The sequence below is a fragment of the Psychrobacter sp. GTC18467 genome (assembly GCF_055397455.1).
The window spans coordinates 1005785-1027872 of record NZ_AP038920.1 but is presented as its reverse complement, the minus strand read 5'-3'; the positions used below and the strand labels follow the sequence as shown (position 1 = coordinate 1027872).

Genomic DNA, 22088 nt, shown 5'->3' with positions numbered 1-22088 from the left:
GGAAAATCAGCTTAATTGAAATTTTTTAGCCATTCATAACGCCAGGGGTTGGGCTGGCAAGCACCGTTTCGGTTTGGTTTTGGCGCAAAGTTTCAAGCTTTTTGGCAATAGAGTCATCATGAAGCGCTAAAATTTGAATGGCAAGTAGCGCGGCGTTATAAGCTCCTGCGGTTCCGATAGCAAGCGTTCCAACCGCCACGCCTTTTGGCATCTGAACGATGGACAACAAGCTGTCCCAACCGCTTAAAATGGATGACTTTACCGGAACGCCAAGCACAGGCAGGGACGTTTGACTGGCGCACATCCCCGGCAGGTGCGCGGCGCCGCCTGCCCCTGCAATGATGACTTGTAAACCGTTGGCTTTTGCTGATTTGGCAAAGTCAAATAAACGGTCAGGCGTTCGGTGCGCCGACACCACTTCGCAAGAAAAGGCAATATCAAAGTCTGCAAGCAATTGCGCCGCTTCGCGCATCGTTGCCCAATCGGACTGCGATCCCATGATGATACCGACTTTGGCGACCCCATCGGGTGAGGTGATAGGCTCTGGAACGTGAGAGTGATGGGCAGCGAGATTGGGAACTTGGCTCATGATGCAATTTCCTGCAAAACGATTATCATACTAAGATGTCAAGGCGGCGTAAAGCCTGCCGCGCTTATTCGTGATAAAAATGCTCAGTGAAAAAGCGCTCAGTGATAAAAAATGCTCAGTCGTGAACAAATTGAATAAAATTGTCCGCTGACAATGGTAGTGGCTTGCTCGTGTCAAGCTGATAACAGGTCAGATAACCGCTATCAACCGCTGCTGAATAATCGGTACAAATCACCTGCGGACTTAATGGTTCAGGGTTTCCGGTCAGCCAATAGTGACCCACAAACACCGGCTTTTGCGTTTTTAAGGCAAAGTCGATATTTTCAGCCAAGGCATCGGTTGGGATTGTTGCCAGTCCCGATTTTGGTGCTCGCGCAACCTCGTGAATGGTTTTTGACTGCAAATCATCAAGCCACCAGCGAACGCGGACGTTTTTGCGCTCAGCACCCTCTTTATCGACCATCACCAAGCCCTCAGGAAGCGGCGTTTCCACCCCTTTTAAGACCCGTTCAAGCGCATCAAATTCCGGCGTTCCTTTTTGCGACGTTGCCACCAGTGCCTCATAAGTTAAGCAGTTATTTTCGGTTAATAACGGCTTTAACACCGCCATGCTATCCACGTCCCAACAGGCGTGGACAAAGCAAGCATAATCCGTTTCAAGCCAAAGCGGAATGTCATAAAATCGTGACAGCCAATAGTTATGAAGCTTTGACCCCATTGGCGCTTCCTCTAAAAACGCCTCATGCTGACGGCGGTGAACGTCGCTATGTGAGCGTAAATATTGCCCCGATTGGTACGGATTTGGGGTGGCAAACGCCAGCGCATTGTACTCATGATTGCCCATGACCGCGTCTGCTACGTCGTTATCTATCATTGCAAAGACGATTTCAAGGGTAGCAAGCTCTTGCGAGCCGCGGTCAATCAAATCGCCAATAAACAGCGCCCGATGACCGCTTGGCGGCTCAAAATACGTGCCGTTATGCTGATAATTTAGCTGATTGAGCAGACCTTTAAGCTTATCGGCATTGCCATGAATGTCACCGATAATATCAATAATCATAATATTAGCTCCAAAATAACAGTTTTTTTAACCATAATTGTTTAATAAAGCTTTTAACCATAAACAACGTTAGGCTGACAGTTGGACTGCAGCCTGTTTTATGACCAAAGTTTTTTAAAAAAGAGATTTAGACTTAAGAGTATTTAGAAGGTTTTATAAAAATGCTTAAAACTGAGGAGAGATTAGGGCATTAAAAAAGTGCAGTAAAATTGGTGGATGCAGCAAAATCGTTGCTACCACCCCAAACGCGCCGCCCCAAAGATGCGCCATGTGATTGATATTAGAGTTGCCTTGTCTATTGGCGTGAATGCTATATGCCACGTAAGCTACGGCAAATAAAATCGCTGGAATAGGGATAATAGCAAAAAGATAAATCATCTCCCAAGGCGCAAGCAAGATAAAGGCAAAGAGTACTGCGGATACGCCGCCTGACGCCCCAAGGCTTAGATAGCTCGCGTTGTTCTTGTTTTTAATATAGCTTGGAATCATCGCCGCGACAATAGCAAGAACGTAAAAAATTACAAAGCCATAGCCAAGCACAAATTCGCGGTATAAGCCTTCAATCGCGCGACCAAAAAAATACAAGGTGAACATGTTAAACAGCAAGTGCATGCTGTCGGCATGGATAAAGCCGTGGGTGACAAATCTGTCCCACTGCCCTGAGCTGACCGCCGGCGGGTAAAAAATCAGCCGATTAAACAGCGTTTTGTTTTGCCAAGCCATCAGACTGACAATGACGGTAATGACGATAATCAAGGTCGTATGAGTGAGCAAAGAAAATCCTTAACCTCGGTCAAAGTAATGGTTGAAAAAATAAATGAGCAAGAAAAAGCAAGTTTAAATCATAGTAGTGAGTTTGTTTGACAAGCTCAATTGTGAATTAACACAAATTACATTCAACTACAAAACACTCCTGAATGTTGGCAAAGCTACCTATCATCGCTGCTATACGATTACGAAGTTTTATGGTTGACTTATTAGACATGGATTTTGCCAGTTTATTAGGCTTATAATCAACAATAATTTACCAAAAATCGGATTATAAGACGCTGATTGGGCACGGTCAGCTTAAAAGCCATTTGAATAACAATAATTTTAAGCGTTCGATTTATAAAAAAATTTATAAAAAATGACCCATTTTTTGGAGACCAAAGTCTTAAGATAAGGCGAGAATTTATGACCATCATTACTCAATTAGAACAAACCGTGACCCCTGCCATTGTTGGCGCGGAGGGTGGGATTGCTCATCGCAATTTACTTGAGCAGTTTTATGCCATTTTGGTGAACCGCTTGGCAGTTCCTGAGGTGTTCACCAAGCTTCAGCGCTATGACAGTTTGGTGGAACCGGCACCAAGCAATATTTTATTTGAACAAATTTGGGGCGAGCCGGCTCAGCGTGAGCTGCTGATTCGCGAGCTTGCAGGAACGCATCATATCGATGCGGCAACGACCGAGCAGCTTTTGATTCAAGCCACGCCGCTTGCGTTTAAAGAGTTGAATGTCCTTGCCAATAACCAGCCATTGCCGCCGTTTTTACAGTTGCAGCTTGCCGATACCCGAGCTTATTTGCCGGCGTGGGCAGGGGCGGTGATTGGCGCTACCATGACGCCTGAACCTGTGGTAACGGAGGTCGTTCATACCGTTGCCGAAGTTCCTGAATCACGAGCGGCAGTCCGCGCTCGCAATCAGCGCCATGACATGATGGTGCGTTTGTTGTTAGCCGCTGCCGGATTACTGGCGTTATTGCTGCTTTGGTGGCTGTTTATTCATGAGCCTGAGGAGGAGCCTGTACCTACAGAGACCGTCGTGGTAACGCCGGCTACCACCGAGCCTGAAACGGCAACGGTTGAGGTGGTGACTCCTGCGCAACTGGTGGTCGGCGTTGATGATGTGGGCAATTTATACACCTGTTCGGCAACCGTTGGTGATGACAAGTTAAAATCGCAATTGCAACAAGCGTTAACCTCAAGCTTTGGCGCTCAGGCAAGCATTTGTAATATTACCGTTCGTCAAGGCGTGGCAACGACTTTAACCAACATCAATGTTGAAACCTTGCCAAACGTTTTAGCCTTGATGAAAAGTGCGCCCTTTTCACGCTTTCAACTGCAAAATGACAGCATCAGTTTAGAAGCACCCGATAACACTCAGCTTGAGCGTTTGCTTGTTGATGTTCGCTCAATTGTGCCGACCATTACGGTCACCTCTTCCAAACCAGTGGTCGCAACCACAACGGTTGCCGCGCCGCCAACGGTCGTTTATGAAGCACCGCCTCAGCCAAGCAATGTGACTATTGTTGCTCCGGCACCAGCGCCTACGCCGACGACTCAAGTCACTACGATTCCTAGCAATCCGCCACCGGCGCCAAATAGCAACGTCAACCCTGCACCGCCACCACCGCCGCAAAGCAGCATTAACAACATTCCGCAAAATAACCGCCCAGCAAATGGCATCTCGCAAGCAGAAGTTGATGACATGGCAAACACCACCATCATGGCAGACCCTGTCCGAAATGGGGCACAAAACCAAGCCCAGTAATTAAAAAAGCCGTCCTATTAGGCGTTTAACCCCATCCTGCTTAAGTGAACTGTCTGCCCTTAAGCAGGATTTTTGTTAAACCTCAGTTACCCGCAAGACTTATGGTTACGCGCTGACATTGAAATATTACTTATCGTAGCAATTGCCCTACAGCACGTTTATAGCCGAGCTATCCTTAACAACTTTATAATAAAAATAATTTGTAGCAGCAAAAGTTAGCCATAAGCTTTATTTGCAACTGAAGCTAACATTATGATGGAAGTTATAACAATAAATTAGAGGAGATTTTTTATGGATATTATTAATTATTTAACCAGAACGGTCAGCCCTGCGGTACTTGGTGATGACCGCTCGCCTGCAAAAATGCGTCTACTTGAGCAATTTTATGCCATTTTTGCCGCTAAGCTTGCCGACCCTGAAGTGCTTGGTCGTTTTAGCAGCGAAAATATCGCTCATGATGACCAAGGGTTTTACGACCGAATTTGGACAGAAGGCAGCCAAAAAGAGCGCATTGCTAATGAACTTGCTGCTGAAAATAACGTTGAGCCAACGGCAGCTCGCGGTCTTATTGCGATGGCTGCGCCACTTGCTTATCATGAAATCAAAAATTTGGCAGGAACCACGCCAATTCCACAATTTTTAAATGACAATTTAAGCAGTTATCAGCACCATATTCCGCTTTGGGCAGCCGCGCTTGTTCCTGCCGGAATGGTTGCTGCTCCTGCCGCCGCTGCTGTACCGCCGGTTGCGCCAACGACTGAAAAGGTCACGACCATCTTACAAAAAACGCCGGAGCCGCAAGGCAACTTTATGAAAGCGCTGTTGCCGATTGTGGGCTTAATTATTTTGGGCGCGCTGGCTTGGGCGCTGCTTCGCGGTTGTCAAAACAACCCTGAGCCGGTGGGAACGCCTGTGGTGACTGAGCAAAGCGCTGATGGTGGTCAAAATGTCGCGGTGATGGACGTTGAGCCGGCGTCATTACGAATTGCAACTGGCGACAGTGCAGGGTCACTTTATGCCTGCCGAATGAATGTAGGTAACGAAGACCTTCGCGGCACCGTGATGAATGCCCTGAGTAGCAGTTTTGGCAGCGATGCGGACAAGTGCCGCGCCGATGTTGATGATAACTTTAGCATTGATATGCCAGCTGCCGGTGAGCTTGCAAAAATTTTACCAATCATCAAAAACGTTCCTAATGCAAGCGCCTTTATCAAAGGCAACGACATTGTTCTAAACGCTCCTGACAGCGCGGCGCTGCAAAAACTGGTGAGCGATGTTCAAGCAGCTGTCCCCTCAATGACCGTTACCGCTGAAAAGCCGCTTGATTTGCAAAGCGAGATTGACCGCAGTATTGAAGCGGCAAACCTTGCTGTTGACCGCTTGGGCGACAACCCAGACCCAAGCGATGTGGCGCGAGCGCTGAGCTTGCAAGTGGTTCACTTTGAAGTCGATGAAGCCGTTATTCCTGATGTCAACAAGCCTATTCTTGACCGCGCCGTTGAAATCATGAAACAAGTTCCAGATATGAAACTTTTAATTACCGGTCACACTGACAGCACCGCTGATCCTGCTTATAACCTGAAGCTGTCACAAGAGCGTGCCCAATCGATGAAAGATTACATGGTGTCAAAAGGCGCTGACCCAAGCAAACTCATCACCCAAGGTAAAGGGGAGACTGAGCCGGTTGCGGACAATTCAACCGACCAAGGTCGCTTCCGAAACCGCCGCATTGAATTTACCGTTTATGATGAAACCGCGATGAACAATGAGGTGGCGGTTGCAGATATTGGCGGCGTCACCGCTGTTGCTCCGGTTGACACCACCGTAACCGTGATTGAGCGTGAAAGCACCCCAACGACCGTGGTTATTCCTGATAACACGGCGTCTTCAACCCCACCTACGGTCACTAATGGTAATGTCAATTCGGGCACAGCCAATAACACGGGAGTCAATACCAATAAAGGCACAACGGACAATCGCGACCCCAATGACGTTCCTGTTCCTGCACCGAAAAGCTCCCTTCCTGCCCCACAAGCGGACGTAAAGCCTATCAATAATGCCGGAACAACCAATCCATAATCGGCATCATTAATCGACCAATAAAAACCACCAAGGCGATTGGTGGTTTTTTATTAAAAAATTTTTGCTAAGTTAAGAAAATCAGCGATTAAACCCTCGCTTTTAATAGCTTAAGACAATGAATACTTGGTAGGGTCAGCTTGATTATTTTGATGTATCATGGTCGCGTGAGTGTTTTGAAAAGTGGCGGTAATATTTGCCCGAGCCTTTTGCCAATGCGGGTAGTGCTGACAAGTTGCCTCAAGGCTACCTTGCCAAGTTGGAATGCAACTTTTCATGGTTTTGATTTTAGTTGAAGGCGATAATTGAAGCGTTTTAACCGTATCTAGCGCTTGAATGGCGGCGGCTCGGTCGTTACAAACCAATGCCAAATCACAACCGGCATCGATGGCGGCAGTCACCCGAGCGCCAACATCACCGGCACTCTTTGCCCCTGCCATGGACAAATCATCAGAAAAAATCACCCCCTCAAAGCCAAGTTTATCGCGCAAAATATCCTGAAGCCAAATTTTGGAAAATCCAGCAGGTTTGTCATCAACCTGACTAAAAATCACATGCGCAGGCATGAGCGCATCAAGCAGCGGTAAGGTCTTTAAAAACGGCTGAATGTCGCGCGCCATAATCTCATCAAGCGCTCGCTCATCAACCGCCATACTAACGTGCGAGTCCGGCGCAATTGAGCCATGACCTGGAAAATGCTTTCCAGTCGTTTTCATTCCGGCAGCTTTCATGCCGCGCATAAACTCACTTGCAAGGGTGATGATGACGTCAGGGTCTTGATGAAAGCTGCGGTCGCCAATCACAAGGCTCACATCATCAATATCCAAAACCGGAGCAAAGCTGATATCAATGCCGACCGCCATCACCTCGCAAGCCATCAAATAGCCACAATCAAAGGCGCAAACTTGAGCTTTCTTGCTATCGCTATCAAACAATTTGCCAAGTGCCCCCATCGCCGGCAGCTTGCTAAAGCCCTCGCGCAGCCGCGCCACCCGACCGCCTTCTTGGTCAATCCCGATAATCATATCAGGGCGGATATCACGAATGGCATCACAAAGCGCGCGAACTTGGGCGGCATCAACCACATTGCGACCAAACAAAATCAGACCGCCGACTTCCGGCTGAGCTATCAGCGCGGCATCTTCCTTACTTAAAGTAGCCGCTGCTAAATCAATCATTAATGCGCCCATCATTTTTGCCTCGAAGTCATGGTTGGTTCAGTAACAAGGTCAAACTGACCCTCATTGTGCTGCCATTATGCCAATTTGCTGTTCAATTGCCAATTTTTCAAAATTATTTTTGATGGCGGCGTTAATTTAGGTCATGCTAACAATAAGCAAAAGTTTAGGTAAAAATAAGGTAAACTATAAGAAAATGGGTTAAAAATTTCTGCAATTGCGAAAGAGTATTGATACAGTTTGAGACAGTTAGCCAAAAGGCGTTATGCTACTATAAATTATTTTCTAAAGTGAACATGACCACATTTTTTAATACTATTTTTTTCAAATATTTTTGAGATAAGTCAGGTTAATCTAATTTTTAAATTGATGGTGAAGCGGCAACCGTAAACCGTTAGAACTCATAAAGTAGGTGTAAATGATGAAAAAACAACCAGCACAGTGGTTACTGAGCATTGCGTCCGTGGGCGTTGTGGGTCTTATTTTGACCCAAAGTTATGGTACTGCCATTGCCGAGACCAACAGCCAAGGCTTTGCTGCCACCCCTGAGCAAAAGCTGACCACGCGTCAGGTTGCCGCCTTGTTAGACCGAAGTCATTACTTAAATCAGCCGCTTGACAGCAAAACAGGGGCGCAGATTTTAGACATGTATTTGGACAGCCTTGACCCCAATCACACGCTGTTTTTGCAGTCGGATGTTGATGAATTTAAGAAAAAATACGCAAGCGACTTTGGCATGCGCCTAAAACGTGGCGATTTAAGCGCGGGCGCAGATATCTTTGAGCGCTATCGCAAACGCTCAAACGAATATTTTGACTTGGCAAGCCGACTGCTAAAGTCCAATTTAAAATTGACCGGCAACGATAGCATTGTCCTCGACCGTGAAAAATTGCCACATTTTAAAACCCAAAAAGAGCAGCGCGATTACTGGACAAAACAGATTAAATTTCAATTAATCAGTATCACCCTTGGTCAAGAAGATGAAAAAAGTAAAGAAAAAGTCTTTATTGCCAACCCAGACCTTGCTTTAGGTCAAGACTTGGTTCGCAACGACACTCGAACGCCAAGCCAAATTTTGCTCAATCGCTTAAAGCGCCAACAAGAGCAGTTGCAGCGCTTTACCGATGATGAAATCATGGAAACGGTGCTCAACACCGCCATGTTGACTTATGACCCACACAGCAACTACTACGCACCGATTCAAGCCACTGAGCTGCAAATCCAATCCAGCCTTCAGCTTGAGGGTATCGGCGTTTCTATCCGCCCTGACCGCAAAAATCCGGATTATACGCGAATTGTCACTTTGGTTGATGGCGGTCCTGCCGCAAAAAGCGGTCAAATTAAGCCCAACGACTTAATTATCGGCATTGCTAAAGATGGCAAAAATATGACCGATGTCATTGGTTGGTCAACGCGGGAGATTGTCAGCCTCATTCGCGGCAAGCGCGGAACGCCGGTCACCTTAAAGGTGCGGCAACCAAACGCCCCTGATGCCAGTGCAAGAACGGTCACCATCATTCGCGACATTATTGAGCAAGAAGAGTCGGGCGTCACTCAGCGCGTGGTCAATTTTCAGCGCAAAGGCATTGATGAGACACCAAAACGCATTGGCGTTCTTGAAATCCCAAGCTTTTATCTCAACTATAGAGCGCGCCGAAATGGCGAGGAGTACCGCAGCGTCAGCGTCGATACCGAAAACGCCTTAAAACAGCTCAACGCGCAAAACATTGACGGTCTTGTCGTTGACTTACGCAACAACCCCGGCGGCTCCCTTGATGAAGTTGCCAAAATGCTTGGGCTATTTATCAAAAGTGGTCCTTTAGTGCAAATCCGCGACAACCGCGGCAACGTTCAAGTTTACCGCGATGACGACGGCGGCGCTCAGCTTTATGACGGCAAAATGGTGGTGCTGATTAACTTAGCGTCTGCGTCTGCCAGTGAGATTTTTGCCGCCGCCATTCAAGATTACGGTCGCGGCTTGGTTGTTGGTAGTACCACCACCGGTAAGGGTTCTGCGCAAATTCAGCTTGATAATTTAGCATTAGGGTCAGCAACCTTGACTCAGCGCAAATTTTACCGCGTCACCGGCGGCAGCACCCAAAATAAAGGCGTGATTCCGGACGTGAATTTGGTCAACATTTACGATGATGCGACCTTTGGCGAGCGCGCGCAAAAAAATGCCTTGCCTTGGGACACCATCAAAACCGCGCCATTTAAACCTGAAGGCAAATTTAGCGCCACCACGCTTGCCACCTTAAATCAGCAGTCCAAAATCCGTCAAGAGCAAAATCCGCAGTTTGTTTACCTCAGCGCCTTAAATAAAATTCGTGATATGGAAGACGAGAAAAAGCCCATTAAGCTTGATATCAATAGCCGCCGCGCCAAAATGAAGCTTGTGGAACAAAAAACGCTTGAGGCCGAAAATCAGCGCCGAAAAGCACTAGGCGAGCGCCCTTATACCAATTGGAGTACCTATCAGGCGCAAATGGACGCCAAATTTGAAGAGCGCAGCCAAATGAAAGCCAGCATCCGACCGCAGTTGCCTGAAGATGAAGCTTACATTCATGAAGCGGCAACCTTAATGCTAAGCGCCGACCCAATGCTGGTCAGCGCGCCTTAATAGTAGTTGAAAAGTCGCGCTTGTACGTAAATGCTTACAAGCGATGACGCCTTAACCTCTTTTGCTAAGCCGCTGAATTTGCGATGATGTAGTCACTGCCCGATGGGGTTATGGCAAACCGCTTTACTAGGGATTGGTAAAGCCTGCAATAACTGCCATCGGTTAGGGACAGTAAGTTCATTAGGGATGATGAAAAAAAACAAGGGTAGGATACCCGCCAGTAATTTGAGGTCTTGGGATTGGACATCAAGTCACTGATTCAAGGAAGAAAGGTTGGCAAAAAAACCGTATAACGACCATCGTTATACGGTTTTTTTGTGGGCGTTTATTAGTTAATGGTTTTTTATTTCATTAAAGTAATAAGAATCTCAAAGCAATAAGAAAACCAAAGCCAATAAAAAAGCCCATGACGGTCATAGGCTTTTTTTATTATTTTTTAAAAATAATGCAAAAATCATAATTGACGCAAAAGTCAGTAATCGCGCTCATTATCAAATTGCAACGAGCAAATTAGTGCTCAACGCCACCTGCGCCGTGGACGTGACCGTGGTTTAATTCGTCTTCGGTGGCTGCGCGAACTTCTTGAATGTCCACATCAAAGGTCAAGCGCTGACCGGCTAGGGGATGGTTGGCATCAACCGTGACTTCTTTGTCATTCACATCGATGACCGTAACGAGCATCACTTGACCGCCGGCTTCTGATTGAAACTGCATTCCAGGTTGAATATCTTCAACGCCTTGGAAGTTTTCGCGAGGAACGCGCTGAACGGCTTGCTCTTGATATTCGCCATAAGCATCGGCAGGCTCAATCACCGCATGGACTTTTTCACCGGCTGATTTGCCTTCAAGCTGCTGTTCAAGCCCTGGAATGATGTTTTGATGACCGTGAAGGTAGGCAAGCGGCTGACCTTCTGGCGATTTGTCAATGATGTTGCCCTCATCGTCTTTTAACGTGTAGTTAAATTTGACGGCGGTGTCCTTTGCAATGGTAGTCATAAAAAATCCTAGTTTGGTTGTTATAAACGTAATAAACCTAAAAAAGCCAATCAGCCAGCCAAAAGCTACCTTACCAGTCAAATTATCGTCAGTTTATTAAGAGCAAGCGTTAAGTAACTGAAAATTGCAGTTAGCATCTTAATTGAGATAACGTGTTTAACTTTCAAGGCAGATTTCAAAAAAATGGTGATTAAGTTGAAATTTAGCATAAAAGGGCAGCGGTTGCCTTTTAAGCGACATAATCTTACTATAAAGCATCAAAATAAAATAAGTTACCCCTATGAGTGAAAATAATAGCCCATTAATTAATGACAATATTCATTACGACATCGATTTTGCGCGCTTTAACGAGCATTTGGTCGATGTTCGTCTAAGCTTTACCGCCAGCACGGACGCGCCAACGCTTTGGCTGCCAGCTTGGATTGCCGGAAGTTATTTAATCCGCGAGTTTGCGCGCAATATCACCGCCGTTTTTTATCACCTTGAGGACGCTAACCAGCCCCTAAAACGAGCGCCCAAGCTTGATAAGCACACTTGGCAGCTGCCCGAAATCACCGCAGGGCAAAAAGTAGTGGTCAGTTATGAGGTTTATTGTTACGACTTATCAGTTCGCACCGCTTACGTTGACCAGTCGCGGTTGTTTGGCAATTTCACCTCGCTTGCGCTTGCCGTTACTGATTTAGAAAAAAATCCAGTGAGCGTCAAACTTATTGTTCCAGAAGACTTTTTACTAAAAAATAGCGATTGTAAAATCGCTTGCGGGCTTAAATCGCAAAAAACGCTCGACCAAAAGCTGTATTTTACCTTAACCGCTAGCGATTATTTTGAGTTGATTGACCATCCATTTGAGATTGCGGGTCAAGACACCTTTGGCTTTGTGGTTCAAGATAATAACGGCAAGGCTTTAGCGCACCGCTTTTTTTTATCAGGTCGGCACCATGCTAATCTGCCAAGGCTTCAGCGTGATTTAACTCAGCTTTGCCAAACCTATTTAAATTGGCTTGGTCACGCCCCCTTTAGCGACTACACCTTTTTGACTTATGCCAGCGGTCAAGATTACGGCGGTCTTGAGCATATTAATTCAACCAGCCTTGTGACGCCGCGCCGTGATTTGCCGCGCTTTGATGAGCCGGAGTTGCCAAGTTCGCCTTATCAGCGCTTTTTGGGACTTTGTAGCCATGAGTATTTTCATTCGTGGTGGGTAAAAACGGTGCGACCGTTTGGCATGGTTGATGCTGATTTTCGCCGCGAGGTGTTCACGCCGCTGCTTTGGGTCTTTGAGGGTTTTACCTCCTACATCGATGATTTTATGCTGCAAGCCTCAGGGCTGATTGACAAAGCAAGCTATTTAACGTTGCTTGGTGACCAAATCAGCCGCTACTATCAAACCTTTGGTCGCGACCATCAAAGCGTTGCCGAATCCAGCTTTGATACGTGGATTAAGCTTTACCGCGCCGATGAAAATACCGGCAACGCAGGGGTCAGTTATTATAATAAAGGCGCTTTGGTGGCGCTGTGTTTGGACTTGTGGCTTTTGCAAAAAACGGCGGGGCAATACCGCTTGTTTGACGTAGTTCGCGCGTTTTATGATAAGGCAAAACAAATCCCGCCTGCGCCGAAATACTCCGCCCTTGCCATCACTCCTGAGGATTTAACGGAATTGATGGGGTCGTTTGTTCCGGTTGCAGATTGGCTTGATTTTGAAGCGCGCTATGTCAATGGCGTGGACAAATTGCCGATTGAGTCGCTACTTGCGGCAAATGGCATCAAAATGTTTGCCGACAAGCAGCATACCTTTGCCAAACATGTGCCTTGGGGGCTGCGCGTGGAGGAATCGCCAAGCGGTTTAAAGGTCAATCGCGTACTTCGTGATAGCATTGCTGCTAAAGCAGGGATTTCGGCAAATGATGTGATCGTTGCCATTGATGGCTTAAAAGCGGACAACAAGCAATTTGCCGAGTTAAATGCGGCAAAACCCAAGGTCATTTGTCATCTGTTTCGCCGTGATGAGCTGTTAACCGTGACCGTTAATTTTGCGGACTTTACGCCCGATGAGCCGTACCAAGTTCAGTTGAAGCAAGCAGTTGCGGCAACCGATGATTCACAAGTGACGCCTGCTTGGCAATCTTGGCTTAGTGGCATGGCATGGGGTCAGGCGCAGTAGTTTAATTTGTTAATAAAAAAACGGCAGCCGATAGGTTGCCGTTTTTTATTGCATGGTTATTTAAACTATTATAATTATTGAGCAGTTGCCGTGGGCTTTTTATCTAAACTTTCTGCCTTGTCCGTTTTTTCGTCTTGTTTAGCGTTGGCGTTGTCTAAAGTTTCAGCGTCACTATCTGCCAAATCAGTTGAGGGTTGTGATTTAACCCAACTGTCAAGTAAGGTAATTACCGGCTGACGATAAGTGATAAAATCACGCGCTAGTTGCCGCATCTCGTCATCGCGACCGTATTTCAGCTCAATATTTGCCAAATTAATAGCCGCTAAATAATGCGGCAGCATCAGCCGAGCAAAGGCAATGTCGGCGCTGTCATCGGTAAGAACCGAGCTTCTATCTTGAGTTAACGTGTCAATTTCGCGCGCAAATTCTGCTTGCATGGCAGGCGTGTCTGATTTGGGCTTGGTGCTGTCGGGATGGGAGGCGAGCCATTTTTTGATGCGACCGATGTCCTCTTTTTGCGCGGCAATTAAATCGTCAGCAAAGGCAATCATGGTGGCATCTTGACCGTATTTGCGCTCCAATTTTGCCAAATCGCGGACGCTTCTATGATAGCCAAGCATGATTTTGGCAAAAGCCACATCAGGGTCAAGGTAGCGCTGACCGATTCGCATTTCATCATTCATTTTGGTCAGCACTTTGGTAAAGTCTTTGACGCGTGACTCTTGACTGCTCAAGTCACTGGTGTCAGTTTCGCCGTCTAAATTGTCCTCAAAAATATCGACCTCATCGTCTGCCAAATCCAAGCTATTTGCGGCATCGTCCACCTCATCAGCGCTAGGAAGGGGCGAAGTCTCATTTTGGGTCGGTTCAACTGTCGTGGTTTCTGTTTGAGCATCATCACTGCTATCAGATTTTGGCTGACAAGCGGTAAGTAGCGCTAGGCTCAGCGCACTAATCACGACAAGTCGGCGCGGGTTGAGGGCAGTTTTGATGAAAGAGATTTTGCGGGGTATTTTGGCAGTCATGAGCAATCCTTGAAGCTTTTAAGGGCTTGATTAGACAATGACAAGCCTATTACGAAAATAATGATAACAAACTCTACCGCTTGATAACACCGCCCGTCGCAATTTTTCAAAAACGTCAACGCCGAGATTTAGGGTTAACTCCCAATTGCTGTAAGCGCTTTGAGGACAAATGAACGCGAACAAACTCCCCCGATTGCAACTTGCCAAGCTCAAATCCGGCAACCGACCAGCGGATAAGCCGCAAACACGGCAGCCCCACATGAGCGCTCATTCGCCGGACTTGGCGGTTTTTACCCTCAAAAATGGTCAGCATCAGCCAAGCCGTTGGGATATTTTTGCGCTCGCGAATCGGTGGCTCGCGCTGCCAAAGTGGCATTGGCAGCTCGTTTTCCGCCAATACTTGAACGCTTGCTGGCAGCGTTTTGCCGTCTTTGAGTTCAACGCCGTTTTGTAAGGCTAAAAGCTGCTCAGGGCTTGGCGTGCCTTCAACTTGGACAAGATAGGTTTTGCCAAGTTTTGGCTGAGTTTTTAAATTGTTTTGCTGAAAATCATTGAGCGTTAAAGGCTTAGTGATGGCATGATTGACCGCGCCGCTACTTGTTAAAATCAATAACCCCTCGGAGGTGGCATCAAGGCGACCGGCAACGCGAAGCGACTTGTCGGTAAAATAGCGGCTTAAAGTGGCAAACTCATTGTTGCCATCATCGCGAAATTGGCTTTGAACGCCAAAGGGTTTATTAAATAAAATCAAACTGGAAGTCGTCATCATACAAAGTTGCCTGATAAATGGGCTTGTTGATTGAAAGCTTAATCGTTGCCATTGCCGCGATTTTTACCGCTGCCCTTTGCCGTCCACTGAATCATCGATAGGCTGGTTGATGCCAAAAGCCCTAGTACCAAATAACCAATCAACGCCTGAACGCTGGCAAGCACCCTGCCAATCCCTTGCGGTCGAAAATCACCAAATCCGGTGGAGGTAAAAGTAATTACCGAAAAATAGCAGCACGCCCAAAAATCTTGAGTGATAGGATTGCTTTGAATTGTGGTATCTACCGTGCCAATTTCATAATAAAGCGCGGAAAATGCCAGTAAAAATAAAAAAACGTTAACTACGGTCAAGGCAAGCTCTTTTTAAAGGTTGCCCTGACCGCCGTAAATCCGCTGAAGCGTACTAAACAGCGACCACATAAAAATGAGGCAAAATAAAAACGTCAATATTATGGTAAGTGCATCGCGCCAACTATTAGCCGGCAATAAGCGCGCAAGGGCAAACCATAAACCGCCCGTTATAATAAAAATAAATAGGGTGACTCTGGCATTATTGCTTTTTTTGAGCATCAAAATATCCTTTTACAGTTGATTTGCCATCAAACCGCATTCAGGTATTTTGATATAAAAAGTGAAATATAATCGTAGTATAACGGTTAAAACGACCGCTGTTAAACCGTTAAAAGTTAAAAACGGTTATAAAAACGCCATTAAAAATACCTCAATGATTAAAAACCATTGAGGTATGAACCGCTAAACGAACTATTGCTTTAATCTAAAAACTTTTAAGTTTAATTAGATGGCGTCGATGATGTCGTTTAAGGTTTTGCTTGGGCGCATGACTTTAGTAGCGGCAGCTTCATCAAAGAAGTAGTAGCCATCGATGTCAGCGGCTTGACCTTGAGCGTCGTTCAGCTCTTTGACGATTTTATCTTCGTTTTCGGCAAGCTGTTTGGCAATCGGGGCAAACTTGGCTTTAAGCTCTTGGTCTTTATCTTGATTGGCAAGCTCTTCTGCCCAGTACATGGCGATATAAAAATGGCTGCCACGGTTATCAAGCTCATTCACTTTACGTGAGGGTGATTTGCCATTCATGAGCAGTTTTTCAGTCGCTTTGTCTAAAGCGTCGGCTAAAACTTGCGCTTTTTCATTTTTCTCATTGACCGCTAAATGCTCAAGCGATACTGCCAAGGCCAAGAACTCGCCCAAAGAGTCCCAACGCAAGTGGTTTTCTTCAACCAACTGCTGAACGTGCTTAGGCGCTGAGCCGCCGGCGCCGGTTTCAAACAAGCCGCCACCGTTCATCAATGGCACGATTGAGAGCATTTTCGCACTGGTGCCAAGCTCTAAGATTGGGAATAAGTCAGTTAAGTAGTCGCGAAGTACGTTTCCGGTCACTGAAATGGTGTCTTTGCCATCTTTTAAGCGCTCAAGGGTAAAGCGAGTGGCTTCACGAACTGGCATGATACGGATATCAAGACCGGTGGTGTCGTGGTCTTTTAAGTAGCGCTCAACTTTTTTGATAAGCTCGGCGTGGTGTGGACGCTTTTCATCAAGCCAGAATACGGCAGGGGTGTTGCTCGCGCGAGCACGAGTTACCGCAAGTTTTACCCAGTCTTCGATAGGGGCATCTTTAACTTGGGTCATGCGCCAGATGTCATCGGTTTTCACGTCATGTTCGGTCAATACGTTGCCATCAGCATCTAACACTTGAACTTTTCCTGATGATGGAATCAAGAACGTTTTGTCGTGTGAGCCGTATTCTTCAGCTTGCTGAGCCATCAAACCAACGTTTGGCACAGAACCCATGGTAGCAGGGTCAAACGCGCCGTGTTGTTTACAAAACTTGATGGTTTCATCATAGATTGACGCGTAGCTGCTGTCTGGGATAACCGCTAAGGTGTCGTGAAGCTGATTGTCCGCGCCCCACATTTTGCCTGAGCTTCTGATCATCGCTGGCATTGACGCGTCAACGATAACGTCGCTTGGTACGTGAAGGTTGGTGATGCCTTTGTCTGAATTGACCATTGCCAAATCAGGGTTGTTTTTATAAATGGTTTCGATGTCCGCTTCAATCTCTTTACGCTTGTCTTCTGGCAATTCTTGAAGTTTAGAAATTAAGTGACCAAAACCGTTGTTCACGTTCACATCAAGTTCTTTTAGCGTGTCGCCATGTTTGGCAAACAAGTCCTTAAAGAAGACTTTGACCGCTTCACCAAAGATGATGGGGTCTGACACTTTCATCATCGTAGCTTTTAGGTGCAGTGAGAACAAGATGCCTTGAGCTTTGGCGTACTCAACTTGCTTTTCTAAAAACTCTTCAAGCTCTTTGTGACGAAGTACAGCTGCGTCAATCACTTCGCCATCAAGAAGCGGCGCTGGGGCTTTAAGCTCAGTTTTGCTGCCGTCATCGGCGATAAACTCGATGCGGTAGTCGGTGGCTTTGTCGATGGTTACGGATTCTTCAGTGTGCGCAAAGTCGCCGTGGTCCATAGTGGCAACTTCAGTTTTTGAGTCGGCGCTCCATTCGCCCATTGAGTGCGGATGGTTTTTAGCAAATGCTTTAACTGCTTGTGGGGCACGGCGGTCTGAGTTACCTTCACGTAAGATTGGGTTTACCGCACTGCCTTTGATTTTGTCGTAGCGAACGCGAATATCTTCTTCTTTTTCGTTGGCTGGGTGGTCTGGGTAATCAGGAAGCGCGTAGCCTTTGTCTTGAAGCTCTTTGATTGCCGCTTTAAGCTGCGGGATTGAGGCGCTGATGTTTGGCAATTTGATGATGTTGGCGTCAGGCTGCTTAACCAATTCACGCAATTGAGCGTAAGCGCTTGGGATTTGCTGCTCTTTGGTCAAAAAGTCAGGAAATAACGCAATGATACGACCGGCTAATGAGATGTCAGTCGTTTCAACATCAATGCCCGCAGTTTTGGTAAACGCCTTAACGATTGGCAAAAAAGAGAGCGTGGCAAGAGAAGGGGCTTCGTCGGTTTTGGTATAATAAATGATAGACATTGTCTTAGGTCATTCCTTTGGTTGTTGTGAATAATAACGCTTGGCTGCCTTTGACAGCCCAAAGCGCCTATAGCAATCTTGACGAGGTAAGTGTTGCTTTATCGTCGTTTGAAGTGTTTCAAGTCGGCAAGCGTGATGGGGCGGCGCTAGTGCCAAGTTAGGCGGATGAGCGCGTCACCAATAAGGCTTGAAAAAGGGTGGTGGACGGCAGTTGCGCACGAATCACGATTTTGGCTACGATATTTTTTTAATAAAACGAACCGGTATAAAACGAATCGGTTTTTGTCGTCGCTTTATCAATCGTAGCTATATTACACTATTAGCAGGGCTATTTTATCAGCCATTGACACAAATAACACCCTTTTTATCCGATTGCGCCATAGGCAGAAAAGATGCGGTCATTTCGTTAAAAAATGGCTAAGCGTTTTTGTGGCAAAAGCTATAAAAAAGCCTGAATTGCTTATCTTAACTCATTGCGCTGCAAATTGTGACAGTAACGCGGCAAAAATTTGCTAGGCTAATGGCTTGTGGAACAAAGATAGTGGTCATCATGAACGCAATTGACATAACACGCAACCTAACAAACAAAAATGATGTTGCCAATATCAGCTACGGCATCTCAAATGATTTTGCTTGGCAGCAACGAGGCGATTGGCAAGCGCCCGAGTCGCCATTTATGAGCTTTGAGTTTTGGCAAGTGCTGATGACAACGGGCGCTATCGGTAAGACATCGGGTTGGTGGCAATTTTTTGTTGAAGTTTATCAGCATGACAGCTTGCCAAGCCAAGCGGACAAAACTGAGAATGATAAAAATAACGCTAAACTTGTTGCCGTCATGCCGGTGTTTATCAAAGACCATCACCGCGGCGAATTTGTTTTTGATTACCGCTGGGCGCAGGCATTTGCTCAAGTTGGCGCGGATTATTATCCACGGCTGGTGACCGCTGTGCCCTATAGTCCGATTAGCGGTGAGCGCGTTTGGCTGACGGTTGGGACAGTCCTTAACGACAGCATCATCACTGCGCTGATTGCCGGTGTTGATGCGATTGCCGAGCAGGTTCAAGCGTCAAGCTGGCACGGGCTTTTCGTAAAAAAAGACTTTTGCCAAAAGGTTCAGGACAATTTTCCAAGCGAAGTTGAGCTGAAATCGTTTAATCCTAAACCCATGGCAGAATTGCCCATTTTTGAGCGTCAAGGCTGTCAGTTTTTATGGCACAACCAACAGCTGCCAACAGGCGGCGCAGGGTTTGCAAACTTTGAGGAGTTTTTAGCAACACTTACCGCAAAACGGCGCAAAACCATCAAAGCTGAGCGCCGAAAAGTTGCCGCGCAGGGGTTGATATGCCGGCGTAAAGTTGGTACAGATATTAGCAATGATGATTGGGACGTTTTTTATCAATGCTACGTGATGACCTATGCCGTTCGCGGTCAGATGCCGTATTTAACCTTAGAGTTTTTTAAGCAATTGGCTAAGCGATTGCCGCAGTATTTGATGCTTGCCCAAGCTTTAGATGCTAAAGGCGAGATTGTCGCCAGCAGCTTGTTTTTGTTTGATTCCGATACCAAAAATCCAAATTCAAGAACGCTTTATGGTCGCTATTGGGGCGCGCTTAGTGACTTTGACAGCTTGCATTTTGAGCTGTGTTATTATCAAGGGATTGAGTTTGCCATTGAGCGCGGTCTTGCCTTTTTTGACCCCGGAACGCAAGGCGAGCACAAGCTGATTCGCGGCTTTATTCCGACCGCAACGCACTCGTTGCACCGGATTTATGATGCGCGATTTGTTCCGGCGATTGGCGCGTTTTGTCGTGCTGAGCGTGAGCAAATGCGGCTTTATCGCGAAGATGCCGCCACCGCGCTGCCATTTAACCAAGACAATTTACCCAAAGCTTTAGACGATTAAGGCTTGCTTTTTTTTAAGCTATTTTTATTTGAAGATGTGAATATTATTATGAAAAGTGGCGCTCAAACGCTTGCCAACGCTCCAACCGCGCTGTTGCCATTTTTAACCACCAATGGCTCATTGACGGCGCTACTTGAGGATAAAGCCTGTCGACCAATTCGGGTTGAGCGCAGCTTTGAGGGCTATTTAACCTTAAGCCTTGCGCAAAAAAAGCAGCTTGGGATAACCGGCGCGAGGTTAAACCGACCGCTGTTGGCTTGGGTTCGCAAGGCTTATTTGTTTGGTAATGACGATGAGCCTTGGGTTGCCGCGCAAAGTATCTTTCCTATAACCAGTCTAAAAGGCAACGCCAAACGCTTACAGCAGCTCAAAGGCACGCCGATTGGCTATGTGCTGTTTAAACGCCGCCAAACCTTACCAAGTCAGCGCTTTATTACTCAAAATGAGCTTGGTTGGCAGCGGCAAACGCGCTATGACTGGCTTGGGCGCACCTTTTTAATTAGCGAAACCTTTTTGCCCGCGTTTTGCGAAAAACTTTAACTCACAGATAAAACAGCTAATTTAAAATTACGAATTAATTTTAAATAATAACCTTAAATTATTAATAAGTTTTTTTAATTAACTTTGCTATTTTTAAAGCCAGAACCGTTAGTTAATCTATTGAAATGAGTTAAATTTTATTGAATTAAAGGCAAATTGCAACAATCTCACGATAAGCTGAGCGTTTTTTAGGTTTGCAAAATGATGATTCATGCTACACTTGAGGTCAGCAAAAATAAGGCAATTAAATAATAACGGTGACGTCGCGCAGCAAGGTAGGAAATCGCCTTATTCGGTCGCGCGTTTTTATAATTCAAACGAGCTTCAAGCCACTAGGACTCATTATGTTTCAAAATATCACAATTAAAGAATTTGACCCTGAACTTGCCAAAGCTATGGCAGCCGAAAGCATTCGCCAAGAAGACCATATCGAGCTGATTGCCTCTGAAAACTACTGCTCGCAAGCGGTGATGGAAGCCCAAGGCTCAGATTTAACCAACAAATATGCCGAAGGCTACCCTGGAAAGCGCTATTATGGCGGCTGTGAAAACGTTGATGTCGTTGAGCAGCTTGCCATCGACCGCGCCAAAGAGTTGTTTGGCGCCGAGTACGTCAACGTTCAGCCGCATTCAGGAAGCCAAGCGAACTCAGCGGTATTTTTAGCGCTTTTAGATGCCAACGACACCATCCTTGGCATGAGCCTTGACGCTGGCGGTCACTTGACTCACGGCGCTCACGTGAACTTTTCTGGCATCAACTACAACGCCGTTCAGTACGGTTTGGTTGAAGAAACTGGCTTGATTGATTACGACCAAGTCGAAGCTTTGGCTCGCGAGCATAAGCCAAAAATGATTATCGCTGGCTTCTCTGCCTACTCGCAAGTGGTCGATTGGGAGCGTTTTCGCAAGATTGCCGATGAGGTTGGTGCTTACTTCTTAGTCGATATGGCGCACGTAGCAGGACTTGCGGCAACGGACGTTTACCCAAGCCCAGTGCCATTTGCTGATGTGGTCACCAGTACCACCCACAAAACGCTTCGCGGACCACGCTCTGGCATCATCATGTCACGCGATGATAAGCTTGCCAAAAAAATCAACTCAGCGGTGTTCCCTGGCAACCAAGGCGGTCCATTGATGCACGTGATTGCCGCAAAAGCCATTTGCTTTAAAGAAGCTTTAGAGCCTGAATTTAAAACCTATCAAGAGCAAGTGGTTAAAAATGCCCAAGCCATGGCAGCGGTCATTCAAGAGCGCGGCTATGACATCATTTCAGGCGGCACCGAAAACCATTTGATGCTCATCAGCCTTGTGAAGCAAGAAATGACTGGTAAAGAAGCAGACAAATGGCTTGGTGAGGCATTTATTACCGTCAACAAAAACGCCGTCCCCAACGACCCAAAATCACCGTTTGTGACCTCAGGAGTCCGCATCGGCACGTCAGCGGTCACCACGCGCGGTTTTGATGAAGCGGACGTGAAAGAATTGGCAGGCTGGATTTGTGATGTTTTAGACAGCCGCGGTGATGAAAAAGTCATTTCTGACACTCGCGAAAAAGTAAAAGCCATTTGCGCGAAAAAACCGGTTTATGCTAAAAACCAAAAGCAAGCTTAAGCTTTAAAT

17 protein-coding genes are annotated in these 22088 nt (G+C 46.4%); 8 read left to right on the top strand and 9 right to left on the bottom strand.

What is annotated here, in order from left to right; genetic code table 11:
• Positions 1–25 precede the first annotated feature (25 nt).
• The 3 genes from purE to ACZ5XY_RS04330 form a co-directional block, all read right to left on the bottom strand.
• Positions 26–589 (bottom strand): 5-(carboxyamino)imidazole ribonucleotide mutase, encoded by a 564-nt coding sequence (gene purE, locus ACZ5XY_RS04340; RefSeq protein ID WP_464743226.1) that lies wholly within the window; start codon positions 587–589, stop codon positions 26–28.
• A gap of 115 nt (positions 590–704) precedes the next feature.
• Entirely contained in the window at positions 705–1649 is a 945-nt protein-coding gene (locus ACZ5XY_RS04335; protein ID WP_464743225.1) for a metallophosphoesterase, read from the bottom strand.
• 165 nt (positions 1650–1814) lie between these two features.
• Positions 1815–2372, bottom strand: coding sequence for a rhomboid family intramembrane serine protease (locus ACZ5XY_RS04330; protein WP_464743745.1), 558 nt, complete (start codon positions 2370–2372; stop codon positions 1815–1817).
• A 453-nt stretch (positions 2373–2825) separates the two neighbouring features.
• On the opposite strand from ACZ5XY_RS04330, the gene ACZ5XY_RS04325 reads away from it, so the two are divergent.
• Together ACZ5XY_RS04325 and ACZ5XY_RS04320 are read left to right on the top strand one after the other, a co-directional pair.
• Positions 2826–4184 carry a hypothetical protein gene (locus ACZ5XY_RS04325; RefSeq protein ID WP_464743223.1) on the top strand — a complete coding sequence of 453 codons (1359 nt, stop codon included), beginning with the start codon at positions 2826–2828 and terminating at the stop codon, positions 4182–4184.
• A 291-nt stretch (positions 4185–4475) separates the two neighbouring features.
• Positions 4476–6263 (top strand): OmpA family protein, encoded by a 1788-nt coding sequence (locus ACZ5XY_RS04320; protein WP_464743222.1) that lies wholly within the window; start codon positions 4476–4478, stop codon positions 6261–6263.
• A gap of 110 nt (positions 6264–6373) precedes the next feature.
• Here ACZ5XY_RS04320 and nagZ read toward each other — a convergent pair whose 3' ends face one another.
• The gene (gene nagZ / locus ACZ5XY_RS04315; protein ID WP_464743220.1) at positions 6374–7456 is read right to left on the bottom strand and encodes a beta-N-acetylhexosaminidase; all 1083 of its coding nucleotides are present in this window, start codon (positions 7454–7456) and stop codon (positions 6374–6376) included.
• A 406-nt stretch (positions 7457–7862) separates the two neighbouring features.
• On the opposite strand from nagZ, the gene ACZ5XY_RS04310 reads away from it, so the two are divergent.
• On the top strand, positions 7863–10061 hold the full coding sequence (locus ACZ5XY_RS04310; RefSeq protein ID WP_464743218.1) for a carboxy terminal-processing peptidase: 2199 nt from the start codon (positions 7863–7865) through the stop codon (positions 10059–10061).
• A gap of 510 nt (positions 10062–10571) precedes the next feature.
• Here ACZ5XY_RS04310 and ACZ5XY_RS04305 read toward each other — a convergent pair.
• Positions 10572–11057, bottom strand: coding sequence for an FKBP-type peptidyl-prolyl cis-trans isomerase (locus ACZ5XY_RS04305; RefSeq protein WP_464743216.1), 486 nt, complete (start codon positions 11055–11057; stop codon positions 10572–10574).
• 280 nt (positions 11058–11337) lie between these two features.
• On the opposite strand from ACZ5XY_RS04305, the gene ACZ5XY_RS04300 reads away from it, so the two are divergent.
• A complete protein-coding gene (locus tag ACZ5XY_RS04300) occupies positions 11338–13221 on the top strand; it encodes a M61 family metallopeptidase (protein ID WP_464743214.1) in 1884 nt (627 codons plus the stop codon).
• 74 nt (positions 13222–13295) lie between these two features.
• On the opposite strand, the gene ACZ5XY_RS04295 is transcribed toward ACZ5XY_RS04300, so the two are convergent.
• The 4 genes from ACZ5XY_RS04295 to ACZ5XY_RS04280 all read right to left on the bottom strand — a co-directional run bounded on the left by ACZ5XY_RS04295 (position 13296) and on the right by ACZ5XY_RS04280 (position 18026).
• On the bottom strand, positions 13296–14246 hold the full coding sequence (locus ACZ5XY_RS04295; RefSeq protein WP_464743212.1) for a DUF305 domain-containing protein: 951 nt from the start codon (positions 14244–14246) through the stop codon (positions 13296–13298).
• A gap of 115 nt (positions 14247–14361) precedes the next feature.
• Entirely contained in the window at positions 14362–15012 is a 651-nt protein-coding gene (locus tag ACZ5XY_RS04290) for a pseudouridine synthase (protein ID WP_464743743.1), read from the bottom strand.
• A gap of 41 nt (positions 15013–15053) precedes the next feature.
• Positions 15054–15365 (bottom strand): potassium channel family protein, encoded by a 312-nt coding sequence (locus ACZ5XY_RS04285; RefSeq protein ID WP_464743210.1) that lies wholly within the window; start codon positions 15363–15365, stop codon positions 15054–15056.
• 444 nt (positions 15366–15809) lie between these two features.
• Positions 15810–18026 carry an NADP-dependent isocitrate dehydrogenase gene (locus ACZ5XY_RS04280; RefSeq protein WP_464743208.1) on the bottom strand — a complete coding sequence of 739 codons (2217 nt, stop codon included), beginning with the start codon at positions 18024–18026 and terminating at the stop codon, positions 15810–15812.
• Positions 18027–18043: 17 nt separating this feature from the next.
• Between ACZ5XY_RS04280 and ACZ5XY_RS04275 the strand changes: the two genes are divergently transcribed.
• The 4 genes from ACZ5XY_RS04275 to glyA all read left to right on the top strand — a co-directional run bounded on the left by ACZ5XY_RS04275 (position 18044) and on the right by glyA (position 22079).
• Entirely contained in the window at positions 18044–18187 is a 144-nt protein-coding gene (locus tag ACZ5XY_RS04275; protein WP_464743206.1) for a hypothetical protein, read from the top strand.
• Positions 18188–18576: 389 nt separating this feature from the next.
• Entirely contained in the window at positions 18577–19929 is a 1353-nt protein-coding gene (locus ACZ5XY_RS04270) for a GNAT family N-acetyltransferase (RefSeq protein ID WP_464743204.1), read from the top strand.
• Positions 19930–19977: 48 nt separating this feature from the next.
• Complete coding sequence (locus ACZ5XY_RS04265) at positions 19978–20469, top strand: chorismate--pyruvate lyase family protein (protein ID WP_464743202.1); 492 nt, start codon at positions 19978–19980, stop codon at positions 20467–20469.
• Between the two features lie 344 nt (positions 20470–20813).
• The gene (glyA, locus tag ACZ5XY_RS04260) at positions 20814–22079 is read left to right on the top strand and encodes a serine hydroxymethyltransferase (protein ID WP_464743200.1); all 1266 of its coding nucleotides are present in this window, start codon (positions 20814–20816) and stop codon (positions 22077–22079) included.
• Positions 22080–22088: the final 9 nt, after the last annotated feature.